The sequence below is a fragment of the Mesorhizobium sp. LHD-90 genome (assembly GCF_030929505.1).
In the GTDB taxonomy this organism is placed as follows: Bacteria; Pseudomonadota; Alphaproteobacteria; order Rhizobiales; family Rhizobiaceae; genus Kumtagia.
In genome coordinates, this window is the sequence record NZ_JAVFVV010000003.1 from 323120 (window position 1) to 346131 (window position 23012).

A 23012-nucleotide genomic window follows, 5' to 3' on the forward strand; every position below is an offset into this window, starting at 1 on the left:
TCAGAAATTTCAAGCATTTGGGTGTCGAGTCGAATACGAATCGCGCGATCGGCTTCGCGGAGGGGCTCGAAAACGGGGTTTGAGTTGTCCTTTTGGCTGTTTTTGAGGTCGCGCCATCGGCAAATGGCTTCACGCCGATGCGCCCGAAGCGCGGCAAGGCAGAAGCGTCCGCTCAACCCGACTGCGCTCGATCCTTCACCCGGTCCAGCACAAAAATCCGGATGGCGGAGGAGAGATTGGCGTCGCGCGGGCGGCTCTCGTCGATCTCGGCGATCAGCGTGGCGAGCGGCAGGCCGCGTGCGGCGGCGATGCTCAAAAGTTCGTCGAAGAAAGGCTGCTCCAGCGAATAGCTGGTGCGGTGGCCGCGGATCGAGACCGAGCGTTTGCGGACGAGACTCATTCGTCCGAACGGTCGCCCGGTCCGAGACGGTGGCCGTCGAGATGCGCGCCGAGGCGGTCGGCCTGGTCGCGGTCACGCTGCTTGTCGCCCTTGGTGCGGCCGTGGCGGGCGCGGTTTTCCTCGGCGATGCGGACCTGCTCGTCACGCTGCCGGCGTTTTTTGGCGATGCGGAGGTTGACGATCTCGCCCATGGTTTCGTGCGGGAGAAAACTACTTCTTGCGAAAGGCGTCGAGCGAGACCACGTCGGCGCCCTTACCCTCCTCGGCGGACTCGGCGGCAGCCGGTTTCGCGGGAGCGGGCTTTTCCTTCTCCTTCGGCTCGGCCTTCTTGGGCGCCGGTGTCTTTTCCACGGCGACCGGGCGCAGCGGCTCCGGCGCGGCGGGAGCGGCGGCTTCCGTCTTGACGTCGAATTCAAGCTCGAAATTGACCGAGGGATCGTAGAAGCCGCGCACGGCCGAGAAGGGGATTTCAAGCTTTTCCGGCACGTCGGAGAAGGACAGGCCGATCTCGAAGCCGGTCTCGGTGACCTTCAGATCCCAGTACTGGAACTGGATGACGATGGTCATCTGCTCAGGATAGCGCTCGCGCAGGCGCGACGAGATGCGCACGCCGGGCGCGCCGGTCAGGAAGGTGATGAAGAAATGATGGCTGCCCGGCAGGCCGGTGCGCGCAACCTCGGCCAGAACCTTGCGCATGACGCCGCGCAATGCCTCCTGGGCAAGGATGTCGTAACGGATATGGTCTTCGGCCATCGCGCAGCGGGTTCCGAGTGAATCGTCAGCCTTACCTCTAATGAAGGTTCAAGCCGCCGTAAACGGAATATAGGGCGGAGATTCAGGTGAGGCGGAGCTGTTTCCGTTGCGCACTTATCCTTCTACACCGCCGGAGCGCCTCGTCACCGTTACGGCATGGGTCCTATGGTCGCGCAGTTCGCTCCGCTCCCGCTTGCCATAGGATGACGATGTGTTGGGCGTTTCCGCCAATCGCCAACGTGCGGATTACGCCCGTTTCCCATAGGCGCGCAGAAAGGTGCGCACGGCCTGCCTGGCCGAACTCTCCAGAAACTCGTCGCCGATGTCGTCGCCGAGCAGCATGGCAGTCTGCAGGTCCGCATTGATAAGCGCCAAAAACTGGCGGGCGGCGAGGTCGGGGTCGTCGAGGTCGAGATGGCCGGACAGCGCGAGGCGGGCGAAGCGGGCGGCCAGCGCCGACCAGACTTTTGCCGGGCCGTTGACGCGCCAGTCCGCGAACAGTTCGGGATAACGCTCGCCCTCGGACTGGATCAGCTTGCGCAGGAACTTGCCGTCACGGTTGCAGATGCAGTTGCGGGTGAGCCGCACCGCGAAGGCGGCGAGGTCTGCCTCGAGGTCGGTGGGCCTGTCCGGAAAGGTGGCGAGTGTGTCGAAAAGCCCGGCGTTGATGCGCTCCGTCACCTCGCGCACCACGGCGCGAAACAGTTTTTCCTTGTCGCCATGGTGGTTGTAGACGGTCTGCCGCGAGACATTGGCCTGGGCGGCGATCATGTCGATGTTGGTGCCCCCATATCCTTCCCGGCAAAACACGCAGGCCGCCGCGTCGATGATCGACAGGCGCTTTTCGATATGGCCGCGCGGGCCGGTCTCGATATGGCCGGGCGGCGCGATGGTGTCAGGAGCGGTGGCAGGTGGCATCGAAAATTTATGTACACCTGATTGACAATTTGGACAAGAGCGTCCAAAAATATCGACATTGTGCGCTGCGGTAGACTTTCGAGGAAGGATGCCGCCGCACCCCGGTGGGCGCCATGCCGGCGTGGGCCGCAGCAAAAGAGACATCCGTCATGCAAACGAATTACCTTCGCTACGCGATCGTGCTTGGGCTCGTCTCGGCCATAGGACCCTTCGCCATCGACATGTACCTGCCGGCCCTGCCGACGATCGGCGCCGATCTCGGCGCGAGCGACATGGCCGTGCAGATGAGCCTCGTGGTCGTGTTCCTGTCCTTCGCCATCGGGCCGCTTGTGGTCGGGCCGCTGGCGGACATCTATGGCCGCAAGCCGATCCTTTATGGCGGCCTCGTTGCGTTCGCCCTGGCGAGCGTTGGGGCCGCACTCGCCCCCAATGTTGGCTGGCTGATCTTCTTCCGCCTGCTGCAGGGGCTGGCGTCCAGCACCGGCATGGTGGTGCCACGCGCCGTGGTGCGCGACCTGCACACCGGCCCGGAAGCGGCCAAGCTGATGTCGCTGCTGATGCTGGTGTTCAGCGTATCGCCGATTCTGGCGCCGCTCACAGGCAGCTTCATCATCGACGCCTTCGGCTGGCGCGCGGTGTTCTGGGCGGTGACCATCGCGGCGGTGCTCGCCTACGCCCTGATGGTCGTCGGCCTCGAAGAGACACGCCCGGCCGAGATGCGCGGCGGCAGTTCGTTTGGCGCCGCCTGGGCCGGCTACAAGAAGCTGTCGACGGACCGCACCTTCCTCGGCCTGGTGCTGATCGGCGGCTTCGGCATCGCCAGTTTCTTCGTCTATCTCGCCAACTCGTCCTTCGTCATCATCGACCACTACGGCATGTCGCCCTCGGCCTACAGCCTGTTCTTCTCGGTGAATGCGGTGTCCTTCTTCGCGGTCTCCCAGCTCAGCGGCTGGCTGGCGCAGAAATACGGCCTGCGCCGCGTCGTGCGGATCGCCGTGTTCGGCTACGCGGCGGTGATGGTCGCCATGTATGCCGTCATGGCATCGGGCGTGGAATCGCTTGCCTTCATGGCGGTCGCCCTGTTCTTCGGCTATGGATTCCTCGGCCTCGTCATCCCGACCACGTCGGTGCTGGCGATGGAAGAGCATGGCGAGATCGCCGGAACGGCGTCGGCGCTGATGGGCACGCTGCACATGATCACCGGCGTCGCGGCCATGACGGTGACGGGATTTTTCGCCAACGGCCTGCCGATGCCGATGGTGACCGGTATTACCGCCTGCGCGGTGATCGCGTTTGCGCTGACGCAGCTCACGCTGGGGCGCCGGCCCGCCGCAGCGGAAGTGCCGGCGGAATAGACGTCCCGGTCCGCAAGCGAGCGGGTTGCTGGCCTCGGCGTCCTGCGCCGAGGCGCCAAGGGAGGAGCGGTGCGATGAAGATCGGAATTGTCGGCGCCGGAAATATCGGGCAGGCGCTTGCCGGGCTGGCGACGGGCAGCGGCCATGAGGTGATGCTCAGCAACTCGCGCACCGCAGAGACGCTGGCCGAAATCGCCGCCGCGATCGGCTGCGCGGCGGGAACCCGCGAGGAGGCCATCGCCTTCGGCGAAGTGGTTGTCGTCACCATTCCGTTCGCAAAAGTGTTTTCGCTCGATCCGGTCCCGCTGGCGGGAAAGATCCTGATCGATACCAACAACTACTATCCCAATCGGGACGGCAGATTTGCCGAGCTGGAAGAACGCCGGGCGACCACGAGCGGCATGGTCGCCGCGCATTTCCCCGGCGCGCTTGTCGTCAAAGCCTTCAACGCCATCCTTGCCGCCGACCTGGCGAATCCGGAGACGGTGTCGATGCCGGCAGGATCGGGCCGGCGGGCCTTGCCCATCGCGGGCGACGATGCGCAGGCCAAAGAGGTGGTCGCAGGGCTGCAGGACCAGTTCGGCTTCGACACGGTCGACGCCGGCGGACTTCTTGAGAGCTGGCGGTTCGAACGGGCCAAGCCGGCCTACTGCATCCCGCTGGACAGGTTAGGGCTGACGGAGGCGCTTGCCTTGGCGCAGCGCGAAGTGGAGCTTGCGCACGGATCGTGGTGGCGCAAAAGCGGCTGACAGCGGCCGGACGCGATGGCGGGCGGCCGGGGGCCTTTCGACGTGTTGGAATTCTACAAAGGCCGTTATCCAAGACCGTCCGCGCCGACGGACAGGGCAAGGCCCTTCCTATAACTCGGTAGCCGCGAGCGCCCTCGACCTTATGAAGGCGACGCGCTCGGCGACGCTCGCGCGCGGCACCTCGACCAGGTCGTAACCGCAGTCGGCATAAGAGCGGGCGACCGCTTCGCAGGTGCGTATCGCCTCGTCGAAATCCTGCTTTCGTTCGGCGTCGTTGCGGTAGATTTCCGGCCAGGGCGGCAGCAGAAAAGCCGTTTTGTTATAGCGGAAATGCTCCGCGGCGCGGCGGAAATGGTCGGGGACCGGCAGGCCGCAGAGGCCGAGATAACCGATGCACTCGGGCACGCCGCGATCGAAGAACACCGGGCCGGAGGCGCCCAACGCCTGGTTCCAGGAGCGCATCTCCCAGGCGAGCATCAGTTCCGCGAAGAGTTTTTGGTCCGCCCAGTGGAGCGCGCTGCCGCCGATCGCCACCTGGTCGCGGATGATGCCGCGGCCGGCCTCTTCAGAGCCGGCGAAACCCTCGGCGCGCAGCGCGTCGATGAGCGTTGTCTTGCCCGAGCCGGGCCCGCCGGTGAGGATGAAAAAGGTGTTGGTAGACATTGAGCTAACTATGGATGGAGCAGGAATGAAATCGGGCTACGGATGAGGGCGCTATTTGCTTTGGCACCGAATCTCGACTTCGATGATTGCCCGCAGGGCAGGCAGAGAGTCCTTGACCGTTTGCCAAACAACGGCAACCGAAACGATATCATAACCATGCCGATAGATGTTCCCCGCGGCTGCGATCCGCTGCCAGGGAGCGTCCGGATGACGGTCCTTGAGTGTCGCGGGCAAACGGCGAGACGCCTCGGATATAATCTCCAGAGCCCGCGTGACCGCATAGAACCGCAAGGTGTCTGTTGCCAACTCGTCCTTGGTGGCATCAGCAAGAAAGGCTTCAGCGTGGCCGATGTTATCGAGAATATCAAGGAGGGCGTTGTGTTCCCGCTCAGAAAGCATAGACGAGATCACGGGTGACCGCAGTACGCATGCGGGGTTTTAGTGCAGCACTGTCAATGACATCCACGGACTGGCTGAACAGCCGCGCGACCTCTTCCTGAATGCCGACATAGTCGTAGATCGTGATCGGAAGCGCCGGATCGAGGTCTACCAGGATATCGATGTCGCTTTGGGGCCGGGCTTCATTCCGTGCAATCGAGCCAAAAACACCGGCATGCTCAATGCCTTTTGCGCGCAATTGCTTCTCAGCGGCGCGCAATGTTGCCAGTGCGTCTTCAAGTTTCGTGCGCATGACGCGATTGTATCAAACGGAAAGCACTGTCGCGAGAAGGAAAGTGGAGGCTTCTGTTGCCAGGTGCCTCCGGACCCCGCCTGAAGGTGCTAACCCACAGGACTTGATTCGAGACTATCGCGCCGCATTAAGCAGCGAGACGTGCCTCAGCATAGTTGTCGTTGGCAACTATAAGTTTAGCCCGATAACGGCGGTACAATGCCGGGCAAAAGAACGATCTTTACACCTTCGTCGATCCTATTTCGCCCCCATCAGAAACCGTCCTTTTCGACGGCTTTTGGTGGAGGCGCCGGGTACCGCCCCCGGGTCCGAACGGCTTATTGCATCGCCTGTTTATCGCCATAGTCAGCAAGCTGACGAAACGAATATAGGGGGCGTGCGCGCGAATTGAAAGCCCCGGCGCGCGTGGCCAAAAGCTTCTGTGGACGGCCATTCGGCCTTGACTCATGCGGGAGCGTCCACAAAGCTTGGGTTGTGGAAACGCGTCCGATGTCCAGCCGGTGCGATTCGGCTCTTGGACGGCACGCACAGCCGGAGGGATTTGAGATGGCCGACTACCTTGCAGACGTAAAAAAATACGATTCCGGCGCCAGCGCCGAGGTCGTCGACAAGATCGTCAAGCATCTTGGCATCGCGCTGCGCAACCGGGATTCCTCGCTGGTGTCGGCCACCGATCCCAAGGAACTCGACCGCGTCAAAGCCAACTGGGTCGGCAAGAAACTCGGCGTCAGCGACGGGGCCAAGGCCGACGCGGCGATCGCCAGCACCGCCAAGGCGATGGCGGCCGACAACACCAAGAGCCGCGTCACCTTCTACTACCTTGTGGCGAAGGAACTGGGCAAGCTCGGCTCGCTGTAGAACCGACGCGGGCAGTTCTGGACCGGCGCTTGCCGGCCGGACATCGATTTACAATATGTGAGTTTCGGGCAGGCGGTGCTGCCGGAGCGGGCGAAGCGTGTTATGGTTTTGCCCGCCGGAAACCTATCAAGAGCCGATGCGCCAGTATCTCGACCTTCTCGACCATGTGCTGAAGAACGGCATCGACCGGCCCGACCGGACCGGCACCGGCACGCGCGGCGTGTTCGGCTACCAGATGCGTTTCGACCTCGGCCAGGGCTTTCCGGTGACCACCACCAAGAAGCTGCACCTGAAGTCGATCATCCACGAGTTGCTGTGGTTCCTGGCCGGCGACACCAACACCAAATATCTCACCGACCATGGTGTGACGATCTGGGACGAATGGGCCGACGAGAACGGCGACCTCGGCCCGGTCTATGGCGCGCAGTGGCGCTCCTGGCCGACGCGCAGTGGCGGCTCGATCGACCAGATCGCGAATCTTCTCATTGAGATACGGAAGAATCCTCACTCACGGCGGCTGATCGTCTCGGCCTGGAATCCGGAGGAAGTGGACCAGATGGCGCTGCCGCCGTGCCACTGCCTGTTCCAGTTCTACGTCTCCGACGGAAAGCTGTCGTGCCAGCTTTATCAGCGCTCCGCCGACATCTTCCTTGGAGTGCCGTTCAACATCGCCTCCTACGCGCTGCTGACCATGATGGTGGCGCAGGTGACCGGGCTCAAAGCCGGCGATTTCGTCCATACGCTGGGCGACGCGCATCTTTATTCCAACCATTTCGAGCAGGCGCGCGAGCAGTTGAAGCGGACGCCGAAAAAACTGCCGACGATGCGGATCAATCCGGCGGTCAAGGATCTTTTCGCCTTCCGCTTCGAGGATTTTGCGCTCGAGAATTATGTCGCCGACGCCAGCATCAGGGCGCCGATCGCAGTGTGAGAGCCGTCTCCGGGCGCGGCGAGTGGGCCGCGTCCTGCGCGACAAGCGTCGCTCCGGTTCCTTTGTCAGGAGGAGAAAGATGTCCCGACTCGTCCGGGTCCTCTGCGCGGCGGCCGGGCTGACGGCGGCTATTGCGCCGGCGGCCGCCAACGATTCGATCGCCGGGCTCGGCGCCGGCGGCATCATTCTGGGCCGCACCGACGACATCGCCATGGAAAGCGAAAAGCTGTTCATCTCGATGGACGAGGTGAAGGTCGACTATGTCTTCCGCAACCAGAGCGACAAGGATTTCGAGACGATCGTCGCTTTTCCGATGCCGGACGTCGAGGCCAATCCCCATGAGATGCCGCAACTGCCGGACGACGCGTCCGACAATTTCCTCGGCTTTACGGTGACGGTCGACGGCGCGCCGGTGACGGTCGAACTGGAGCAGCGGGCAGAAGCCGTCGGCATCGACTTGACCGGACTGCTGCAGGCGCAGGGCGTGCCGGTGAACCCGTTCGCCAAGCCTGTTTTCGCGGCACTGGAAAAGCTGCCGGAGGACGTGGCGGCCGACTGGATCGACCGCGGCATGATTTTGGTCGATTCCTACGACGACGGCTCGGGCTGGAAGAATGTGCGCACGCCGATCTGGACCCTGAAATCCACCTACTGGTGGCGCACAAAATTTCCGGCAGGCAAGCCGGTCGCCGTGGCGCACCGCTACAGGCCGAGCGTCGGCGCCTCGGTCGGCTTGAATTTTTACAGCGGCGACGGGTTTCAAGATCCGTATGCGGAGTACAAGCAGCGCTACTGCATCGACAAAAGTTTCGAGAACGCCGTCGCCAAGGCGAAAGCCGGGCGGGACGGTTTTCCGGCGCTGTCGGAAAACCGGCTGCAATATGTGCTGACCACCGGCGGCAACTGGGCGCTGGGCACGATCGGAAAATTCCACCTCATCGTCGACAAGGGAGACCCGAAGAACCTCGTCAGCTTCTGCGCCTCGGGGCTGAAGAAGACCGGGCCGACACGGTTCGAACTCGAAGCCACGGACTATTATCCGCAGCGCGACCTCGACATCCTGATCCTGCAGCCCGCGGGCGCGGCGAACTGATGCGGATCGCGATCTATGCCGCCGTTGCCGAAAACGGTGTGATCGGCCGCGAGGGCGGGCTGCCTTGGCGGCTGTCGAGCGACATGAAGCGCTTCAAGGCGGGTACGATGGGCAATCCGATCGTGATGGGCCGCAAGACCTGGGAGAGCTTTCCGAAACGTCCGCTGCCCGGCCGTCTCAACATTGTGATCAGCCGTGATCAGACCTATCAGGCCGAAGGCGCCGAGGTTGTCACCTCGCTGAAGGACGCGCTGACGCTGGCCACCGCCAAGGGGCGTTGCATGGCCGGCGCGGAGGAAATCTGCATCGTCGGCGGCGGTGAGATCTACCGGCAGGCCATGGAAAAAGCCGACTGCCTCAAGCTTACGCATGTGTTCGCCACGATTGACGGCGATACGGTGTTCCCGAAGGTAGATCCGGTGGCGTGGCTGGAAATCTCTTCCGAGGATGTGCCCGCCGGCGAGAAGGACAGCCATGCAACACGTTACGCCGTCTACGAACGCCGTGGCAAACCGGCCAACGATAACGGCGTCCCGGCGGCCCGCTAGCCGGCACGCTGTGGGGACCGGTGCTATGCCGCATTGTCGAATGCCGTCGCGGCGTGGCAAAAGCGTGCGACGGCAGGATTTTCGGGAGGATCGGCAACGCTTTCCGGGAATTTGTCATCGGATTGGTCGCGGGGCGCCCGGCCCGCGTTGAAAGCGCGACGAGGCAACCCTATACAAGGACCAACGACTGCATACGACCGCCGGTCACGGGCATATCGGGATTTTGGGTGATGCTGGCCTGCAAATGTTGATTTCCGCGCTTCCGGCGTCGGCGTACCCTAATGTGCGCTCCGCTCCGGTTCCCGAGATCGCCATTTTCGGCACAGCCTGACCCAAATCCCGAAATGCCCTAGCGAGCGGCGCGCGAAGCGAAAGGAATTCGATGCCCTGGAAGAATCAGAGCGGCGGCGGCGGCCCGTGGGGCGGCGGCGGCAGTGGGGGAGGTGGCGGCGGCCCATGGGGCCAGGGGCCGCGCGGCCCGAGCGGACCGCAAGGCTCGCCGCCCGATCTAGAGGACATCATACGGCGTGGCCAGGACCGGCTGAAGAACGTGCTGCCCGGCGGCGGCGGCGCCAATCCGCTGCTGTTCGCCGTCATCGGCGCCGTACTCGTGGCCTTCTGGTTCTTCCAGGCGATCTACACCGTTCAACCCGACGAACTGGCTGTCGAGCTGCGCTTCGGCAAGCCGAAGGCGGAACTGTCTGAGCCTGGCCTGCACTTCCACTGGTGGCCGGTCGAAACGGTCGAGAAGGCCAAGACCGCCGAGCAGCTCATCAACATTCCGGAAGGCCGCGGCACTTCGACGACCGGGCTGATGCTTTCGGGCGACCAGAACATCGTCGACGTGCGCTTTTCCGTGGCCTATCAGGTCGCCGATCCGAGAGCCTATCTCTTCAACGTGGCCGACCCCGACGAGATGCTGCGGCAGGTCGCCGAAAGCGCCATGCGCGAGGCCGTCGGCCGGCGGCCGGCGCAGGACATCTTCCGCGACGACCGCCAGGGCATCGCCGACGCGGTGCGCACCAACATCCAGCAGACCATGGACGAGTATGGCGCCGGCCTGACGGTCAACGCGATCTCGATCGAGGACGCCGCGCCGCCGCGCGAGGTGGCCGACGCGTTCGAGGAAGTGCAGCGCGCCGAGCAGGACGAAGACCGTTTCGTCGAGCAGGCGAACCAGTATTCCAACCAGAAACTCGGCGCGGCGCGCGGCGACGCGGCGCAGATCCGCGAAGAGGCCGCCGCCTACAAGAACCGCGTCGTGCAGGAAGCCGAGGGCGAGGCGCAGCGCTTCATCTCGGTCCACGACGAATATGCCAAGGCCCCCGACGTGACCCGCAAGCGCCTCTATCTCGAGACCATGGAGCGGGTGCTCCGGGATGCCAACAAGGTGATCGTGGAGCCGGGCAGCGGCCAGGGCGTCGTGCCCTACCTGCCGCTGACCGAACTGCAGAAACGTGCCCCGGCCACGGGAGGAAGCAATTGATGTCGAACCGCCTAGCAGCCATCGGCGTCGTCGCCATCGTCGTGCTTTTCCTCGTCTATTCGTCGATCTTCGTGGTCAACGAGCGGCAACAGGCGATCGTGCTCCGCTTCGGCGAGATCGTCGACGTGAAGACCGAGCCCGGCATCTATTTCAAGGCGCCGTTCGCCTTCATGGAGGCCGATAACGTCCAGATCATCGAAGACCGCGTCATGCGTTTCGACCTCGACGACATCCGCGTCCAGGTGTCGGGCGGCCGCTTCTACGAGGTGGACGCCTTCATTGCCTACCGCATCAACGATGCGCGGGTATTCCGCTCGGCGGTCTCGGGCAGCGTGCCGTTGGCGGAACAGCGGCTGCGCACCCGCCTCGACGCGGCGCTGCGCCGCGTCTACGGCTTGCGCGGCTTCGAGGCGGCGCTTTCGGAGGAGCGGGCCTCGATGATGCGCGAGGTGCGCGACCAGTTGCGGCCGGACGCGGCCTCGCTCGGCCTGGAGATCGAGGACGTGCGGATCCGCCGCACCGACCTGACCCAGGAAGTCTCGCAGCAGACCTACGACCGCATGAAGGCGGAGCGCCTGGCCGAGGCCGAGCGGCTGCGCGCCCGCGGTAACGAGGCGGCGCAGCGCATCCGCGCCCGCGCCGACCGTGAGGTTGTCGAGATCGTGGCGGAGGCCCGCAAGGAATCGGAGATTCTGCGCGGTGAGGGCGAGGCGCAGCGAAACGCGATTTTCGCCGGCGCCTTCCAGCGCGACCCGGCCTTCTTCGAGTTCTACCGCTCGATGAGCGCCTATGGGACCAGCCTCAACAGCGAGGGCACGACCATGCTGCTGACGCCGGATTCGGAGTTCTTCCGCTATTTCAACAGCGCGGACGGGACGCCGGTGCAGCCTGCACCGGCGCCAGCGCAGCCCGCGCCGAGCGAGGCTCCGACGACCGGAACGGCGCAGTAGGGCTGGACCGGTGAACGACTTCCTGGCCGCCATGGGCCTGGTCCTCGTCGTCGAGGGTCTCGTCTATGGCGGCTTTCCGACGCTCGCCAAGCGGCTGGCGACGGAAGTCCTGTCGATGTCCGAAACCGCCTTGCGCGGCGCCGGCCTGGTGGCCATCGCCGCCGGCGTCGCCATCGTCTGGCTGGTGCGCGGCTAAGGCCCGATACTCAGCCTGCCAATGGCGGCCTTCCGCGCTTCCGGTATTCAGGCATGCACATGCGTTCCGTTCGTCGCTCCGCGACCCTGAAATCCGCCATTTTCGGCTCGCCCTGACGTGAAGCTCGACAGATCTATATTGTGGCGCTCTCACACAACTTTGTTATTTTGCCGATAGGCAAGGCCGCAAACACGCCCTATTTCTTGCGCAAACCCCTGCCGGGCGGCTGGCAGATTCCGCGTTGCCGCCAAGCAGGCCCACCTCCGGAGAACGACCATATGAGCGCAACGTCCGTCCGTTCGGCCATCCGCAAGAGACTGGTCGCGACGACCGCAGCCGTGCTAGCGGGAGCGCTCGCCGTGCCTTCCTTTGCGCCACTGGCGTTGGCGCAGGAGCAGGTTCCGGCGCAACTGCAGCCGGCCCCGATCGCTCCTCCCCAGGTTCAGCTCCAGCCGTCGCACGGCCCGGCTTCGGTGGCCGACCTGGCTGAGCGGCTGCTCGGCGCGGTGGTCAACATTTCGACCTCGCAGAACGTCAAGGGCACGGAGGCGCCGAACGCGGTGCCGATGCCGCAGCTTCCCGAAGGCTCGCCGTTCCAGGATTTCTTCGACGACTTCTTCAAGAACCGGCAGGGCGAGGGCAGCCAGGGCGGGGGCGCACAGAAGGTGCAGTCGCTGGGTTCCGGCTTCGTCGTCGACGCCGAGCAGGGCATCGTTGTCACCAACAACCACGTGATCGCCGACGCGGACGAGATCGAGGTGAATTTTTCCGACGGGTCGAAGCTTAAGGCCGAACTGATCGGCACCGACACCAAGACAGACATCGCCGTGCTGAAGGTCGATCCGAAGCTGAAGAAGCTGACGGCGGTGAAATTCGGAGATTCCAACAGGATCCGCATCGGCGACTGGGTGATGGCGATCGGCAACCCGTTCGGGCTGGGCGGCACGGTGACCGTCGGCATCGTTTCGGCCCGCAACCGCGACATCAATGCCGGCCCCTACGACGATTTCATCCAGACCGACGCGGCGATCAACCGCGGCAATTCCGGCGGGCCGCTGTTCAACATGGAAGGCGAGGTGGTGGGCATCAACACCGCGATCATCTCGCCCTCCGGCGGGTCGATCGGCATCGGCTTTTCGATCCCGTCCGAACTGGCGATCGGCGTGGTCGACCAGTTGCGGCAATTCGGCGAGACGCGACGCGGCTGGCTCGGCGTGCGCATCCAGCCGGTCACCGACGAGATCGCCGAAAGCCTTGGCATGAAGGTCGCCAAGGGCGCGCTGGTGGCCGGCGTTATCAAGGGCGGACCGGTGGACAACGGAACCATCCAGGCCGGCGACGTGATCATCAAGTTCGACGGCAAGGACGTGGACGACATGCGCGACCTGCCGCGGGTCGTCGCCGAAAGCCCGGTCGGCAAGGCGGTGGACGTGATCATCGTGCGCAAGGGCGTGGAGCAGACGGTGAAGGTCACGCTCGGCCGGCTGGAGGACGGCGAGAAGCAGGCCTCGGCGGAGGAGGACGACGAGGAGCAGCAGGAGGAGGCGGTGACGACCGCCACCGTGCTCGGCATGACGGTCGGCGAACTCACCGATGATGCGCGCAAGAAGTTCGAGATCGCCAGCGACGTTTCGGGCGTGGTGATCACCGAGGTCGATCCGAAGTCGTTGGCCGCCGAGCGCGGCATCCTCGCCGGCGAGGTGATCACCGAGATCGCCCAGGAATCGGTGTCGTCGCCCAAGGACGCGATGGACCGCATCGGCGCGCTGAAGGAGCAGGGCCGCAAGAACGCGCTGCTGATGCTGTCGTCGAAGACCGGCGAGCTGCGTTTCGTCACACTGCGGATGGATTGATCTCAGGGAGCCCAACGACTTCAGGTCCGTTGCACCGGCGACTGCCATTGCCAGTTCTTGAGGTGATCGGTCGCTGCCCGTACGGCCAAGCGTGTCCGCTGGATAAATCAGCGGCCGGTCGCCAACATGAGAATCGGCAATCGGCCTCGCGGGCTTCGTTGACAAAGTTCCGACACCGTCGCATCGTTTCGCGCTGCCGCAGCACCGACTAAATTTCTGATCTATGTTGGGAGAGTTGGATGCCGTCTCCTGGCGATCCTGGAAATCTCGCGTTTAATCTCGCTACGCTCGCGCAACTAGCCAATAAGCCGCCCGGAAGTAAGCTTAGCTACAGCCCCTCTACGGCGCGATTTTCTGTGGACGAACCCGGCAAATTACAGGGTGTGATACGCACAATTTGGCGGGATTCTATCACCAATGACGAATATTTTGGAACACCCATCCGCGAATTGTTTGCGGCCGCCCATGTAAACAAAGTGGCCGACCATGTAAACAAAGTGGCTGGCCAGGTAAACAAAAACGACATCGACAACGCCATCAGCGGCTTGAAGACGCTGCGCACCTCTTACGCCAACGACCAGGCCAAGCTGGCCAAACTCAATGCCACAATCGAAGACGCCAAATTGGGAATGAAAGAAGACCCGGCGGTCAATCAGCAGCTGAGAAAGGACTATCCGCAATACCTGCTTTACGGATTTGCCCAGGCAATGTTCTTGCCCGAAAGTAACTCTGGTGTTTGCTATTCCTTCACGGTTCATTGGGCACGGCGAATCCTGATGGGTAAAGCGAACTTTGGGATCCGCAAAAATCAGCCTGCGGTGCATCCACTCACGCTGGATAAAGCAGAAAAGAAACGTATGATGAAGAAGGTGGATAGCACTATTCGGGATATGCAATCCGATCTTAAACAATGGAGACCTAATCAGTTTGGGACGGCCGTAAAGCAGGTGGCGACAGATAATCAAAAACTCGCCAAGTACAGCAGCCTTAATATATATAGCTGTAGCAACGATCCCCAACTGATAGACGACACTGCGAGTGGGAGCGAAGTAATCAAGGCCGTTCGGCGCAAGGCTAAAGCGGAAAATAATGCCGATAATAATGTAGAGATATTTTTGGTTAACTTTGCTCCGAAAAATGGTAGGAGCGGGCACACGATTGGCATCCACCTTGACGGCGGGCTTCATTTTTTTGACTCGAACTTCGGCGAGTTCAGATTTCCACCCGGTTGCGCCGATCGGGATCGTTTTATGAACGACTGGTGGAGGTTTTACTCTTGGGGAAGCTGGAAAATGGAGGGGGTTTACTAACTCAGTACCGGTGGCTGTCGCCGTTCTTCCTGTGAAATGCGGTACAGACGATGCCGCTTGAGATTCGGATGCGTGTCGGGCACCCGCGGATGGTCGAACTCGCCGGTTTTCGTCATGCCGAGACGGCGCATGACTGAGATCGAGCGTTCGTTGTCCCAAACCGCGAAGGAGACAATCTCGGCTAGGCCGAGTTCGTCGAAGCCGTGGTCGATGAGGCGCGCGGCCGCCTCGGTGACATAACCCTTTCCCCAATATTCCGGCGCAAGCCGCCAGCCGATCTCGAAGGAACCGGGCGGAACCACCGGCTCGATCTCGGCGGCATGCAGACCGACGAAGCCGATGCATTCGCCGGTCGTAGCGATTTCCGCCGCCGTCCAGCCAAAACCGTCGCGGTCGATCTCGGCGCGCATGCGGTCCATCATGGCGTCGCTTTCCGCGCGGTCTCGGCGGAACGGGAAGAATTCCATCACCGTGTCGTCGGAATTGATGCGGTGGAACAGGTCACGGTCGCTTTCCCGCCAGTTGCGCAGGATGAGCCGCTCCGTCGCGAACAAGCTCATTGCGAAAAATCCGCTTCGGCGTAGCCCTGGATGTAGAGCAGGGCGGTGAGATCGCCATGATCGATGCGGATGCGCGCCTGCTCGGCCACCGCCGGCTTGGCGTGCAGCGCCACCCCGGCGCCTGCCAGCGCCAGCATGTCGAGATCGTTGGCGCCGTCGCCGACGGCGATCGAATCCGCCGTGGAGATGCCGAGATGCGCGGCGATCTCGACGAGCGCGGCGGCCTTGGCCTCACGGCCGAGGATCGGCTCGGCGACCTTGCCAGAGAGCCTTCCGTTGGCCTCCAGCAAAATGTTGGCGCGGTTTTCGTCGAAGCCGAGCTTTTGCGCGATGCGCGCGGTGAATGCGGTGAAGCCGCCGGACACCAGCGCCGTCCAGGCGCCGTGGCTGCGCATGGTGGCGACGAGCTCGCGGCCGCCGGAGGCCAGCGTCAGCCGGTTGGCGACGATGCGGTCGATGACGCCGGCGTCCAAGCCCGCGAGCAGCGCGACGCGCTCGCGCAACGCCGGTTCGAAGGCGATCTCGCCGTTCATCGACCGCGCGGTGATGGCGGCGACGTGGTCCTTGAGCCCGACCTCGTCGGCCAGTTCGTCGATGCATTCCTGGTCGATCATGGTGGAGTCCATGTCCGCCAGCAGCAGTCTCTTGCGGCGGCCGGCGGCCGGCTGGACGACGAGGTCGATGCGTCGCGAAGCGAGGTCGGCGGTCAGGCCGGGGTCTACGTTTGCATCGAAACCGTCGGGCAAAGCGAGGTCGCAAGCAATGCCGGCGGCCAGCCATCGCGAACCGGTTGCCATCAGGGCGCGCGATGCCATATCCAGCAGCGCAGGCGTCAGGGCGCGTTCGGCCGGATGCGAGATCAGCGTGGCGACGAGCGACATGGAAGATTCCGTTCGGGATGCGGGCCGGGGACGGCTGAAAGCTGCGGTCCTGATAGCCGGGCCGACCGCCAGCGGCAAGTCGGCGCTGGCGCTCGAGGTTGCCGAGCGCATCGGCGGGGCGATCGTCAACACCGATTCCATGCAGGGTTATTCGGTGCTCAACCTGCTGACGGCACGCCCCACCGTCAGCGACATGGCGCGCGTGCCGCATCATCTCTACGGTCACGTCCATCCCTCGACGCCCTATTCGACCGGCGCCTGGCTGCGCGACGTGATGCGGCTGATCGACGAAGGGGCTCTCGCCGGGCGCAGGCCAGTCTTCGTCGGCGGCACCGGGCTCTATTTCCGGGCGCTGCTGCAGGGCCTTTCGGAGATGCCGGAGATACCGGCTAGCGTCCGCGACCGCTGGCGCTACGAATTGATGGAGCGGGGGCCGCACAAGCTTCACCGGCTGCTGACGCGCGAGGACCCGGCGACCGCGGCGCTCCTGCAGCCGTCGGACGGGCAGCGGATCGTGCGGGCGCTGGAGGTGCTGGAAAGTTCGGGGAAATCGATCCGCGAGTGGCAAGCGGTTGCGGGGCGGCCGCTGGTCGACCAGGGCAGCGCGCGGCTGTTCGTGATCGAGCCCGAGCGGGCGGAACTGGTCCGGCGAATCGAGGAACGGTTCGACCGGATGCTCGACCTCGGCGCCCGGGAAGAGGTGCAGGATCTGCTTCGGTTCAACCTCGATCCGGCGCTGCCCGCGATGAAGGCGATCGGGGTGCGCGAGCTTGCCGCGGCGATCGCCGGAGACCTGGACGAGCGCGAGGCGATCCTGCGCGCAAAGATTGCAACCCGCCAATACGCCAAGCGCCAGACGACGTGGTTTCGCAATCAATTCGGACCGGAATGGAAAAGGATTCAATCAATTAGCGGTGGAATCGACAGTATTTCATCAGGCTCCCCGACGGAGGCTTGGTTACCGGACGATTAAGACGGGTTTCACGCGTTGGTTGCCGTTGTTAACGCTCCGTAAGGTCGAAGCTGCGATAAGTCCGCCGTGGGTGCGGAGAGGCAATGCGGTTCCATAAATCCGAATCGGCTTTCATTGTTTTCATCGCCGTCATTCTTGGTGCCGGCGTGGTGGTTCTGCATGCCTATGACGTACTGCAGGATAGCCCCCGCGTACTGACCAACCCGGAAGACGCCGGCGCGCATTTCACCTATCTGGCGCATCTTTTGTTCGCCACCGGCGTGCTGATCGCCACCGCGCTGTTCTTCGGCGTGTTCTTCATCTACCCGCTGATCCGCACGCAGGTGAAGGAAGAAGGCATGCTGCGGGCCATGACCAAATCGCTCAGCGACCGTTCGGTGACGCTGGAGCAGGCGGCGCTGACCGACGCGCTGACCGGCATGCAGAACCGGCGCTATTTCGACGAGGCGCTGAAGGAATATCTGGAGGAGTTCGACAAGATCGAAAAGCCGGTCGGGCTGATGATCTTCGACCTCGACCATTTCAAGCAGGTCAACGACACCCATGGGCACGACGTCGGCGACGAGGTGCTGCGCGCCGTTGCCGGTTGCCTCAAGGAGATGACCCGCTACCACGACGTGGTGGCGCGCCTCGGCGGCGAGGAATTCGCGGTGGTGGCGCCGAACATGGACGTCGAGATGCTGACGCGTCTGGCCGAGCGCATCCGCAAGGGCATCGCCACGATGCCGATCCTGTCCGGTAACGTCCGGTTGCGGATCACATCGAGCGTCGGTCTGGCGGTCTGGGACCGCAAGGAGAGCGCCGAGGACTTTTTCCGCCGTGCCGACCAGCAGCTCTACCAGGCGAAGAAGCAGGGTCGAAACCGCGTAAGCGCCTGAATGCGGAACCAGACAAAGGTCGCCTCTGCGCTGTGCGGAGCGACGGCGTATGCCGGTCACGACGGTTTGGCGCCGTCATTGCCGTGCCAAGAGGCGAACCGGCCGTCGTCGCAATCTCGCCAATCGTCGACGGCGAAAAACAGCCTTTTTGAGATCAGGTGGGGTCTACCGCCGCAGGCCAAAACCGCCGCTGCTTGAGCGGAAGTCGCCGCGCGGTTCCTCGCGGCGCGGCAGCGGTGCTGCGGGAGGCGGCAGCGGGGCGGGTTGCTCCAAGGCAGCGGGCCTGTGGTAGCCGGGATCACCGGGCTGAAGCGTGGCTGCGACCGGTTCGGCGGCGGTGAATGACCCGCCGGCAGGCCGTTGCTGGTTGCGGAGCCGGTCGACGATCTCGGCGATATCGGGTTCGCCGCCCATTCCCGAAACGACATCTGCCGCGTGGTGTTTTCCCGCGCCGGGGATGCGGTCAGCCGCCAGCCGTTCGAACTTGAAGCGCATGGTGGTGGCGATGCCATCGCCGAAGGCGATCGCTTCGCGCTGTCCCATGGAGGACAGGAACGACAGGGTCGAGGCCGAGGAGTCGGCGATGGCCGAACGGATGATCGCCTGATCCTGCTCGTTGGCGAGGCGCATGGCGAAGACGGTCGAGCATTGCGACAGGATGGTCGGATCGAGTTCGCCCGGCCGCTGGGTGACAACACCGAGGAAGCAGCCATATTTGCGGCCTTCCTTGGCGATGCGCGACAGCGCGTGGCGGGTCGGCGCGAAGCCGAGGCGCGGGTCGGCCGGCATGTAGCGATGCGCTTCCTCGCACATGAACAGCAGTCGCAGCTTGCCATCGCTCCACAGCGCCAGGTCGAAGGCTAGCCGCGCCAGCACCGAGCAGACGGAGTTGACGACCTCCGAAGGCAGGCCCGCCATCTCGAAGCAGGTGACCGGGCGGCCGCCATGCGGCACGCGGAAAATCTTGCCGATGGTCTCGTGGATCGAATCCTCGATCAGCCGCGAGGCGAACATGAAGCGGTAGCGCGGGTCGTTGATCGCCGATTCGATACGCGTGCGCAGCGCCTTCAGCGCCGGACGGTCGTTCTTGCTGTCCAGCAGGCCCATGCGCTCGTCGATCAGTCGGATCAGGTCGGCCATGCGGTAGGGCACCGGCAGGTCGGCGGTCATGGAGTCCTGGCCGCGGCGGACCAGATTGCCACTGTTGGCGCTGCGGTAGTTGGCCTTGGCGAGCGGGATCAGATCGCGCAAGGCGTCCAGTTCCTCGGGCACGACATCGCGGCCGCGGAACAGCACCTCGGTGAGTTCCTCCAGCCGGAACAGCCAGAAGGGTAGTTCGAGGCTGTTGGTGTCGATGCGATAGCTGTGTTCCGGCAGGGCGCTGGCGAATTCGTTGTGTGGGTCGAGGATGAGCACGCGCAGGTCCGGCCGCGCCTCGATCGCCTTGCGCAGAAGCAGGGAGACGGCGGTGGACTTGCCGACGCCGGTGGTGCCGACCACCGCGAAATGCCGTGCCAGCGTGTCGTCGATGGCGATGCAGGCATCGATCGTCTCGTCCTGAGACAGGGCCCCGATCGTGATGCCGCGCCGGCCGGCGAGATCGTAGACCGCCTGCAGGTCACGCGAGCGGATGCGGTGGGCGATCGCCCCGATATGCGGATACTGGGTGACGCCGCGATCGAAGACGGGAGCCGCCGGTGGCGCGCTGTCGCGCACTTCGCCGATGAGTTCGACGCTGACCTCGATAGGATTCCGCTCGCCCGGCGACCAGGAGCGGTCCGACTTGCCGATGGCGTAGACCAGGCCGACCGTTCGGATGGAGCCGAGATTGATGGAGATCATCTTGCCGACCGTCCACATGCCGGTGACGGCGCCTTCCTCGTCGTCGGCATAGGCGGAGATGGTGGCGCGCGCGCCGTCGCATTGCACGACATGGCCGAGAATGCGCTTGTCGTTCTGCGCAGCGTCGCGCCGTTCCTGCACTGTGCCTTCCCCGGCGGACTGGTCCCGCTCGACAAACATTCCGGCGGTCGCTCCGGTTCCTGATCGAAAGTCAACGCTATCGGGTTCGGGTTAAAGCGGCGTGTGGCGCGATGGTCTAGGAAGGCTTAACGCGATCGCTAAAACTTTATGTGCCGAATGCCGGCGTTTCTATCAGGCGATACCCGATGCTTCGGCGAAGGCGGCCACCAGCCAGGCGCGAAGATCGGCCTCGGGCTTTTCCAGCCGGCGGCCGGACGGCGCGGTGAGGAAGTGGCCGGCGCCGCTGCCCAATTGGAAATCGGAAAGCATGACGAGCGAGCCCTCGCGAAGGGCTGCGTCCGCCAGCGGCCGTGAGCCGAGCAGCACGCCCGCGCCTTCACGTGCCGCCTGCATGGCGGTGACGAAGGTATCGAACTTGTGAGCCGGGGAGGGCGGCTGGGCGATGCCGGCGGCGGAGAACCATTCCCGCCACATGCCACGTCCGCCGACCACCGAGAGCCGAGGGAGGCGATGCCAGTCCGGCACGCCGGCGAGGCTTGCCGCCCCCATCGGCACCAGCGTCTCGTCGGTCAACCGGTCGGCGCGCCGGCCGGCGAAGTCGCCATGACCAAAGCGGATGTCGAGCATCTCGCTTTCCTCGCCATAGTCCCCCGGACGGTGGATGGTCTCGATGCCGAGTTCGATGAGCGGCAGGTCGCGCGACAGACGGGGCAGCAGCGGCGCGATCATCAGCGTGGCGAACGAGACCGGCGAGCGCAGCGGCACGCTATGGGTCGCGGCCGGTTCGAACAATTCGTGGGTGCTGTTGGCGATGGTGGCGAAGGCCGACTGGATATGCGGCAGATAGGCGGCGCCGTCGGGCGTGAGTTCGACGCCGCGCGCCAGGCGGTTGAACAGCTTTCGGCCGACCTTGCCTTCCAGCGCGCGGATGTGCTGGCTGATCGCCGCCTGGGTGAGGCCGAGTTCGGCGGCGGCGGCAGTGAAGTTCGACAGGCGGGCGGCGGCCTCGAAGCTGCGCAGCCAGTCCAGATGCGGCATGGCGACGACACCGCCATTGCCGGATCGCTTGCTGTCGTTGCGAGGGCCGGGCGCCGTCATGCGCCGGTTACCGGATTTCTGCGATCATGACGAGCCATAAAAATTTTTGGCCTTATCGAGCGAAAACGATAATTTGTCTTATATGGGAAGGTTCAGCATCCTGCAAAGCAGAGCAAGCGGGAGGCCAGCCATCATGCTGACGGAAGTCGTGGTCGGGGAAGAGGGGCGGTTCCTGACACTCGCCTGGGCCAACGGCTCGACGGCGCGATTCCATGCCGGCTGGCTGCGCGACAATGCTCTGGACGACAAGACCAGAAGTTCCGGCAACGGCCAGCGGCTGATCACCGTCCTGGACATTCCAGCCGATACCCGCATCGGCGAGGCGGCGGTCGCCGGTGGCGACCTCTCCGTGCAGTTCCTGCCAGAAGGAAAAGCCGTGCGCTTCCCGTCCGGCTGGCTTGCGCTCCATGCCTATGACCGCGGCGCGCCGGCACAAGCGGGATGGACCGATGGCGGCATCGAGCGCTGGACCCGCGCCACAATACAGCACGCCGTCCCGCGCGCACATTTCGCCGCCGCCTCGGCGCAAGGCGCGGCGCTGCGCGACTGGCTTGCTGCGGTGCACCGTTACGGTTTCGCAGTGATGGACGGGCTGCCGGCCGAGTCCGGGGCGTTGATCAGCATCGTCGACCTGTTCGGCTATGTGCGCGAGACCAACTACGGCCGCTGGTTCGAGGTGCGGGCGGAGGTCAATCCCAACAACCTCGCCTACACCAATCTGGGGCTGCAGGCGCATACCGACAATCCGTACCGCGATCCGGTGCCGACGCTGCAAATCCTGGCCTGCATCGAGAATACGGTGGAGGGCGGCGAATCCAGCGTGGTAGACGGATTCGCCGTCGCGGCCGCCTTGCAGGACGAATATCCGGAAGGGTTCCGGCTGCTCTCGTCGAGGGCCGCGCGGTTCGAATATGCGGGTTCGGCAGGCGTGCGCCTGCGCTCGAAGCGGCCGATGATCGAACTCGGCCCGGACGGCGAACTCATCGCCGTGCGTTTCAACAACCGCTCGCTGGCGCCGGTCACCGACGTGCCGTTCGACGACATGGAAGCCTATTACCGCGCCTATCGCCGCTTCGCCGAGATGATCGAGGATCCGTCCTTCGAAGTGACGTTCAAGCTGGAGCCCGGACAGGCATTCATCGTCGACAATACGCGCGTGCTGCATGCCCGCAAGGCGTTTTCCGGGACCGGCAAGCGCTGGCTCCAGGGCTGCTATGCCGACCGGGACGGGCTGCTGTCGACGCTCGCCGCCCTCCAGAAAAATTTCAAGGAAGCCGCCGAATGAGCAAGATCGCGCCGACGACCGAAACCATCATCGAGGTCATCGCCGACATTTTCGAGCGGCGCGGCGACGACGCCTATCTCGGCGAGCCGGTGACGATGTCCGAGCACATGCTGCAGGGCGCCTGGCTGGCCGAACAAGAAGGCGCACCAGACGAGTTGGTGGCGGCCGCGCTGCTGCACGACATCGGCCATTTCACCAGCGAGTTCGGCACCTATTCGCCGGACGACATCGAGGACAAGCATCATGACGAGGCGGGCGGTGCGCTGCTGGAGCCGTTCTTCCCGCCGGTGATCGTCGAATGCGTGCGCCTGCATGTCGCCGCCAAGCGCTATCTCTGCGCCACCGACCCGAGCTATTTCGGAAAGCTGTCCGAGGCTTCGGTTCACACGCTGTCGCTGCAAGGCGGGCCGATGAGCCCAGACGAGGTCGCCGAATTTCGCAAGAACCCGTTCCATGACGAGGCGGTGCGGGTGCGGCTTTGGGACGAAGGCGGCAAGATCGCCGGCATGCGGACCAAAAGTCTTCGCGATTACGTGCCGCTGCTGGAGCGGGTGGTGCGGACGCACGACGGGTGAAGGTCTTCGCGCACAGAGGGAAACC

The 23012-nt window shown here is 64.1% G+C and carries 26 protein-coding genes and 1 other RNA gene; 15 read left to right on the top strand and 12 right to left on the bottom strand.

Features of this window, described 5'->3' with window-relative positions:
• Nucleotides 1-172: 172 nt before the first annotated feature.
• The 4 genes from RB623_RS05545 to RB623_RS05560 form a co-directional block, all read right to left on the bottom strand.
• The gene (locus RB623_RS05545) at nucleotides 173-400 is read right to left on the bottom strand and encodes a ribbon-helix-helix domain-containing protein (RefSeq protein WP_308055766.1); all 228 of its coding nucleotides are present in this window, start codon (nucleotides 398-400) and stop codon (nucleotides 173-175) included.
• Nucleotides 397-591: a DUF4169 family protein gene (locus RB623_RS05550; RefSeq protein ID WP_308055767.1), complete on the bottom strand. Its 195-nt coding sequence runs from the start codon at nucleotides 589-591 to the stop codon at nucleotides 397-399. Before RB623_RS05550 ends, RB623_RS05545 begins: the two co-directional genes overlap by 4 nt.
• 19 nt (nucleotides 592-610) lie before the next feature.
• Nucleotides 611-1153, bottom strand: a complete 543-nt coding sequence (locus RB623_RS05555) for an SspB family protein (protein WP_308055768.1) — start codon at nucleotides 1151-1153, stop codon at nucleotides 611-613.
• A gap of 246 nt (nucleotides 1154-1399) precedes the next feature.
• Nucleotides 1400-2071 carry a TetR/AcrR family transcriptional regulator gene (locus tag RB623_RS05560; RefSeq protein ID WP_308055769.1) on the bottom strand — a complete coding sequence of 224 codons (672 nt, stop codon included), beginning with the start codon at nucleotides 2069-2071 and terminating at the stop codon, nucleotides 1400-1402.
• 149 nt (nucleotides 2072-2220) lie between these two features.
• Here RB623_RS05560 and RB623_RS05565 point away from each other — a divergent pair, with 149 nt between their 5' ends.
• Entirely contained in the window at nucleotides 2221-3426 is a 1206-nt protein-coding gene (locus tag RB623_RS05565; RefSeq protein WP_308055770.1) for a multidrug effflux MFS transporter, read from the top strand.
• Complete coding sequence (locus RB623_RS05570; protein ID WP_308055844.1) at nucleotides 3423-4175, top strand: NAD(P)-binding domain-containing protein; 753 nt, start codon at nucleotides 3423-3425, stop codon at nucleotides 4173-4175. The genes RB623_RS05565 and RB623_RS05570 overlap by 4 nt, the downstream gene beginning before the upstream one ends.
• A gap of 108 nt (nucleotides 4176-4283) precedes the next feature.
• On the opposite strand, the gene RB623_RS05575 is transcribed toward RB623_RS05570, so the two are convergent.
• The 4 genes from RB623_RS05575 to ssrA all read right to left on the bottom strand — a co-directional run bounded on the left by RB623_RS05575 (nucleotide 4284) and on the right by ssrA (nucleotide 5926).
• On the bottom strand, nucleotides 4284-4838 hold the full coding sequence (locus tag RB623_RS05575; protein WP_308055771.1) for an AAA family ATPase: 555 nt from the start codon (nucleotides 4836-4838) through the stop codon (nucleotides 4284-4286).
• A 51-nt stretch (nucleotides 4839-4889) separates the two neighbouring features.
• On the bottom strand, nucleotides 4890-5237 hold the full coding sequence (locus RB623_RS05580) for a HepT-like ribonuclease domain-containing protein (protein ID WP_308055772.1): 348 nt from the start codon (nucleotides 5235-5237) through the stop codon (nucleotides 4890-4892).
• A complete protein-coding gene (locus tag RB623_RS05585) occupies nucleotides 5227-5529 on the bottom strand; it encodes a nucleotidyltransferase family protein (protein ID WP_308055773.1) in 303 nt (100 codons plus the stop codon). The genes RB623_RS05580 and RB623_RS05585 overlap by 11 nt, the downstream gene beginning before the upstream one ends.
• Nucleotides 5530-5571: 42 nt before the next feature.
• Nucleotides 5572-5926: a transfer-messenger RNA gene (gene ssrA / locus RB623_RS05590) on the bottom strand.
• Between the two features lie 149 nt (nucleotides 5927-6075).
• Between ssrA and RB623_RS05595 the strand changes: the two genes are divergently transcribed.
• The 9 genes from RB623_RS05595 (at nucleotide 6076) to RB623_RS05635 (ending at nucleotide 14754) form a co-directional block, all read left to right on the top strand.
• Nucleotides 6076-6387 carry a DUF2853 family protein gene (locus RB623_RS05595; protein WP_308055774.1) on the top strand — a complete coding sequence of 104 codons (312 nt, stop codon included), beginning with the start codon at nucleotides 6076-6078 and terminating at the stop codon, nucleotides 6385-6387.
• 136 nt (nucleotides 6388-6523) lie between these two features.
• Nucleotides 6524-7318, top strand: coding sequence for a thymidylate synthase (locus RB623_RS05600; protein WP_308055775.1), 795 nt, complete (start codon nucleotides 6524-6526; stop codon nucleotides 7316-7318).
• A gap of 79 nt (nucleotides 7319-7397) precedes the next feature.
• On the top strand, nucleotides 7398-8411 hold the full coding sequence (locus RB623_RS05605; protein ID WP_308055776.1) for a DUF4424 domain-containing protein: 1014 nt from the start codon (nucleotides 7398-7400) through the stop codon (nucleotides 8409-8411).
• Nucleotides 8411-8959 carry a dihydrofolate reductase gene (locus tag RB623_RS05610; RefSeq protein ID WP_308055777.1) on the top strand — a complete coding sequence of 183 codons (549 nt, stop codon included), beginning with the start codon at nucleotides 8411-8413 and terminating at the stop codon, nucleotides 8957-8959. Before RB623_RS05605 ends, RB623_RS05610 begins: the two co-directional genes overlap by 1 nt.
• A 382-nt stretch (nucleotides 8960-9341) precedes the next feature.
• Nucleotides 9342-10445 (top strand): FtsH protease activity modulator HflK, encoded by a 1104-nt coding sequence (hflK, locus tag RB623_RS05615; protein WP_308055778.1) that lies wholly within the window; start codon nucleotides 9342-9344, stop codon nucleotides 10443-10445.
• Entirely contained in the window at nucleotides 10445-11395 is a 951-nt protein-coding gene (locus tag RB623_RS05620) for a protease modulator HflC (protein ID WP_308055779.1), read from the top strand. Before hflK ends, RB623_RS05620 begins: the two co-directional genes overlap by 1 nt.
• Before the next feature lie 10 nt (nucleotides 11396-11405).
• Entirely contained in the window at nucleotides 11406-11591 is a 186-nt protein-coding gene (locus RB623_RS05625) for a DUF2065 family protein (protein ID WP_308055780.1), read from the top strand.
• A 278-nt stretch (nucleotides 11592-11869) separates the two neighbouring features.
• Nucleotides 11870-13444, top strand: coding sequence for a DegQ family serine endoprotease (locus tag RB623_RS05630; protein WP_308055781.1), 1575 nt, complete (start codon nucleotides 11870-11872; stop codon nucleotides 13442-13444).
• Nucleotides 13445-13683: 239 nt separating this feature from the next.
• Nucleotides 13684-14754, top strand: a complete 1071-nt coding sequence (locus RB623_RS05635) for a YopT-type cysteine protease domain-containing protein (protein ID WP_308055782.1) — start codon at nucleotides 13684-13686, stop codon at nucleotides 14752-14754.
• Here RB623_RS05635 and RB623_RS05640 read toward each other — a convergent pair.
• A complete protein-coding gene (locus RB623_RS05640) occupies nucleotides 14751-15314 on the bottom strand; it encodes a GNAT family N-acetyltransferase (protein ID WP_308055783.1) in 564 nt (187 codons plus the stop codon). The genes RB623_RS05635 and RB623_RS05640 overlap by 4 nt on opposite strands.
• Nucleotides 15311-16195, bottom strand: coding sequence for a phosphoserine phosphatase SerB (gene serB / locus RB623_RS05645; protein WP_308055784.1), 885 nt, complete (start codon nucleotides 16193-16195; stop codon nucleotides 15311-15313). The genes RB623_RS05640 and serB overlap by 4 nt, the downstream gene beginning before the upstream one ends.
• Here serB and miaA point away from each other — a divergent pair.
• Together miaA and RB623_RS05655 are read left to right on the top strand one after the other, a co-directional pair.
• On the top strand, nucleotides 16194-17168 hold the full coding sequence (gene miaA / locus RB623_RS05650) for a tRNA (adenosine(37)-N6)-dimethylallyltransferase MiaA (protein WP_308055785.1): 975 nt from the start codon (nucleotides 16194-16196) through the stop codon (nucleotides 17166-17168). The genes serB and miaA overlap by 2 nt on opposite strands.
• A gap of 83 nt (nucleotides 17169-17251) precedes the next feature.
• Complete coding sequence (locus RB623_RS05655; protein ID WP_308055786.1) at nucleotides 17252-18046, top strand: GGDEF domain-containing protein; 795 nt, start codon at nucleotides 17252-17254, stop codon at nucleotides 18044-18046.
• Nucleotides 18047-18211: 165 nt separating this feature from the next.
• On the opposite strand, the gene RB623_RS05660 is transcribed toward RB623_RS05655, so the two are convergent.
• Nucleotides 18212-20068, bottom strand: coding sequence for an ATP-binding protein (locus RB623_RS05660; protein WP_308055787.1), 1857 nt, complete (start codon nucleotides 20066-20068; stop codon nucleotides 18212-18214).
• A 132-nt stretch (nucleotides 20069-20200) separates the two neighbouring features.
• Complete coding sequence (locus RB623_RS05665; protein WP_308055788.1) at nucleotides 20201-21127, bottom strand: LysR family transcriptional regulator; 927 nt, start codon at nucleotides 21125-21127, stop codon at nucleotides 20201-20203.
• A gap of 133 nt (nucleotides 21128-21260) precedes the next feature.
• Between RB623_RS05665 and RB623_RS05670 the strand changes: the two genes are divergently transcribed.
• Nucleotides 21261-22412: a gamma-butyrobetaine dioxygenase gene (locus tag RB623_RS05670; RefSeq protein WP_308055789.1), complete on the top strand. Its 1152-nt coding sequence runs from the start codon at nucleotides 21261-21263 to the stop codon at nucleotides 22410-22412.
• A complete protein-coding gene (locus RB623_RS05675) occupies nucleotides 22409-22987 on the top strand; it encodes an HD domain-containing protein (protein WP_308055790.1) in 579 nt (192 codons plus the stop codon). Before RB623_RS05670 ends, RB623_RS05675 begins: the two co-directional genes overlap by 4 nt.
• Nucleotides 22988-23012: the final 25 nt, after the last annotated feature.

Bases quoted from the DNA above. Each gene is read 5' to 3' on its own strand.
- RB623_RS05555 (WP_308055768.1), bottom strand. From the start codon at position 1,153: ATGGCCGAAGACCATATCCGTTACGACATCCTTGCCCAGGAGGCATTG.
- RB623_RS05545 (WP_308055766.1), bottom strand. From the start codon at position 400: ATGAGTCTCGTCCGCAAACGCTCGGTCTCGATCCGCGGCCACCGCACC.
- RB623_RS05610 (WP_308055777.1), top strand. From the start codon at position 8,411: ATGCGGATCGCGATCTATGCCGCCGTTGCCGAAAACGGTGTGATCGGC.
- RB623_RS05675 (WP_308055790.1), top strand. From the start codon at position 22,409: ATGAGCAAGATCGCGCCGACGACCGAAACCATCATCGAGGTCATCGCC.
- hflK (WP_308055778.1), top strand. From the start codon at position 9,342: ATGCCCTGGAAGAATCAGAGCGGCGGCGGCGGCCCGTGGGGCGGCGGC.
- RB623_RS05550 (WP_308055767.1), bottom strand. From the start codon at position 591: ATGGGCGAGATCGTCAACCTCCGCATCGCCAAAAAACGCCGGCAGCGT.
- RB623_RS05605 (WP_308055776.1), top strand. From the start codon at position 7,398: ATGTCCCGACTCGTCCGGGTCCTCTGCGCGGCGGCCGGGCTGACGGCG.
- RB623_RS05660 (WP_308055787.1), bottom strand. From the start codon at position 20,068: ATGTTTGTCGAGCGGGACCAGTCCGCCGGGGAAGGCACAGTGCAGGAA.
- RB623_RS05575 (WP_308055771.1), bottom strand. From the start codon at position 4,838: ATGTCTACCAACACCTTTTTCATCCTCACCGGCGGGCCCGGCTCGGGC.
- RB623_RS05655 (WP_308055786.1), top strand. From the start codon at position 17,252: ATGCGGTTCCATAAATCCGAATCGGCTTTCATTGTTTTCATCGCCGTC.
- serB (WP_308055784.1), bottom strand. From the start codon at position 16,195: ATGTCGCTCGTCGCCACGCTGATCTCGCATCCGGCCGAACGCGCCCTG.
- miaA (WP_308055785.1), top strand. From the start codon at position 16,194: ATGGAAGATTCCGTTCGGGATGCGGGCCGGGGACGGCTGAAAGCTGCG.
- RB623_RS05635 (WP_308055782.1), top strand. From the start codon at position 13,684: ATGCCGTCTCCTGGCGATCCTGGAAATCTCGCGTTTAATCTCGCTACG.
- RB623_RS05595 (WP_308055774.1), top strand. From the start codon at position 6,076: ATGGCCGACTACCTTGCAGACGTAAAAAAATACGATTCCGGCGCCAGC.
- RB623_RS05670 (WP_308055789.1), top strand. From the start codon at position 21,261: ATGCTGACGGAAGTCGTGGTCGGGGAAGAGGGGCGGTTCCTGACACTC.
- RB623_RS05620 (WP_308055779.1), top strand. From the start codon at position 10,445: ATGTCGAACCGCCTAGCAGCCATCGGCGTCGTCGCCATCGTCGTGCTT.
- RB623_RS05600 (WP_308055775.1), top strand. From the start codon at position 6,524: ATGCGCCAGTATCTCGACCTTCTCGACCATGTGCTGAAGAACGGCATC.
- RB623_RS05580 (WP_308055772.1), bottom strand. From the start codon at position 5,237: ATGCTTTCTGAGCGGGAACACAACGCCCTCCTTGATATTCTCGATAAC.
- RB623_RS05630 (WP_308055781.1), top strand. From the start codon at position 11,870: ATGAGCGCAACGTCCGTCCGTTCGGCCATCCGCAAGAGACTGGTCGCG.
- RB623_RS05560 (WP_308055769.1), bottom strand. From the start codon at position 2,071: ATGCCACCTGCCACCGCTCCTGACACCATCGCGCCGCCCGGCCATATC.
- RB623_RS05640 (WP_308055783.1), bottom strand. From the start codon at position 15,314: ATGAGCTTGTTCGCGACGGAGCGGCTCATCCTGCGCAACTGGCGGGAA.
- RB623_RS05585 (WP_308055773.1), bottom strand. From the start codon at position 5,529: ATGCGCACGAAACTTGAAGACGCACTGGCAACATTGCGCGCCGCTGAG.
- RB623_RS05665 (WP_308055788.1), bottom strand. From the start codon at position 21,127: ATGACGGCGCCCGGCCCTCGCAACGACAGCAAGCGATCCGGCAATGGC.
- RB623_RS05565 (WP_308055770.1), top strand. From the start codon at position 2,221: ATGCAAACGAATTACCTTCGCTACGCGATCGTGCTTGGGCTCGTCTCG.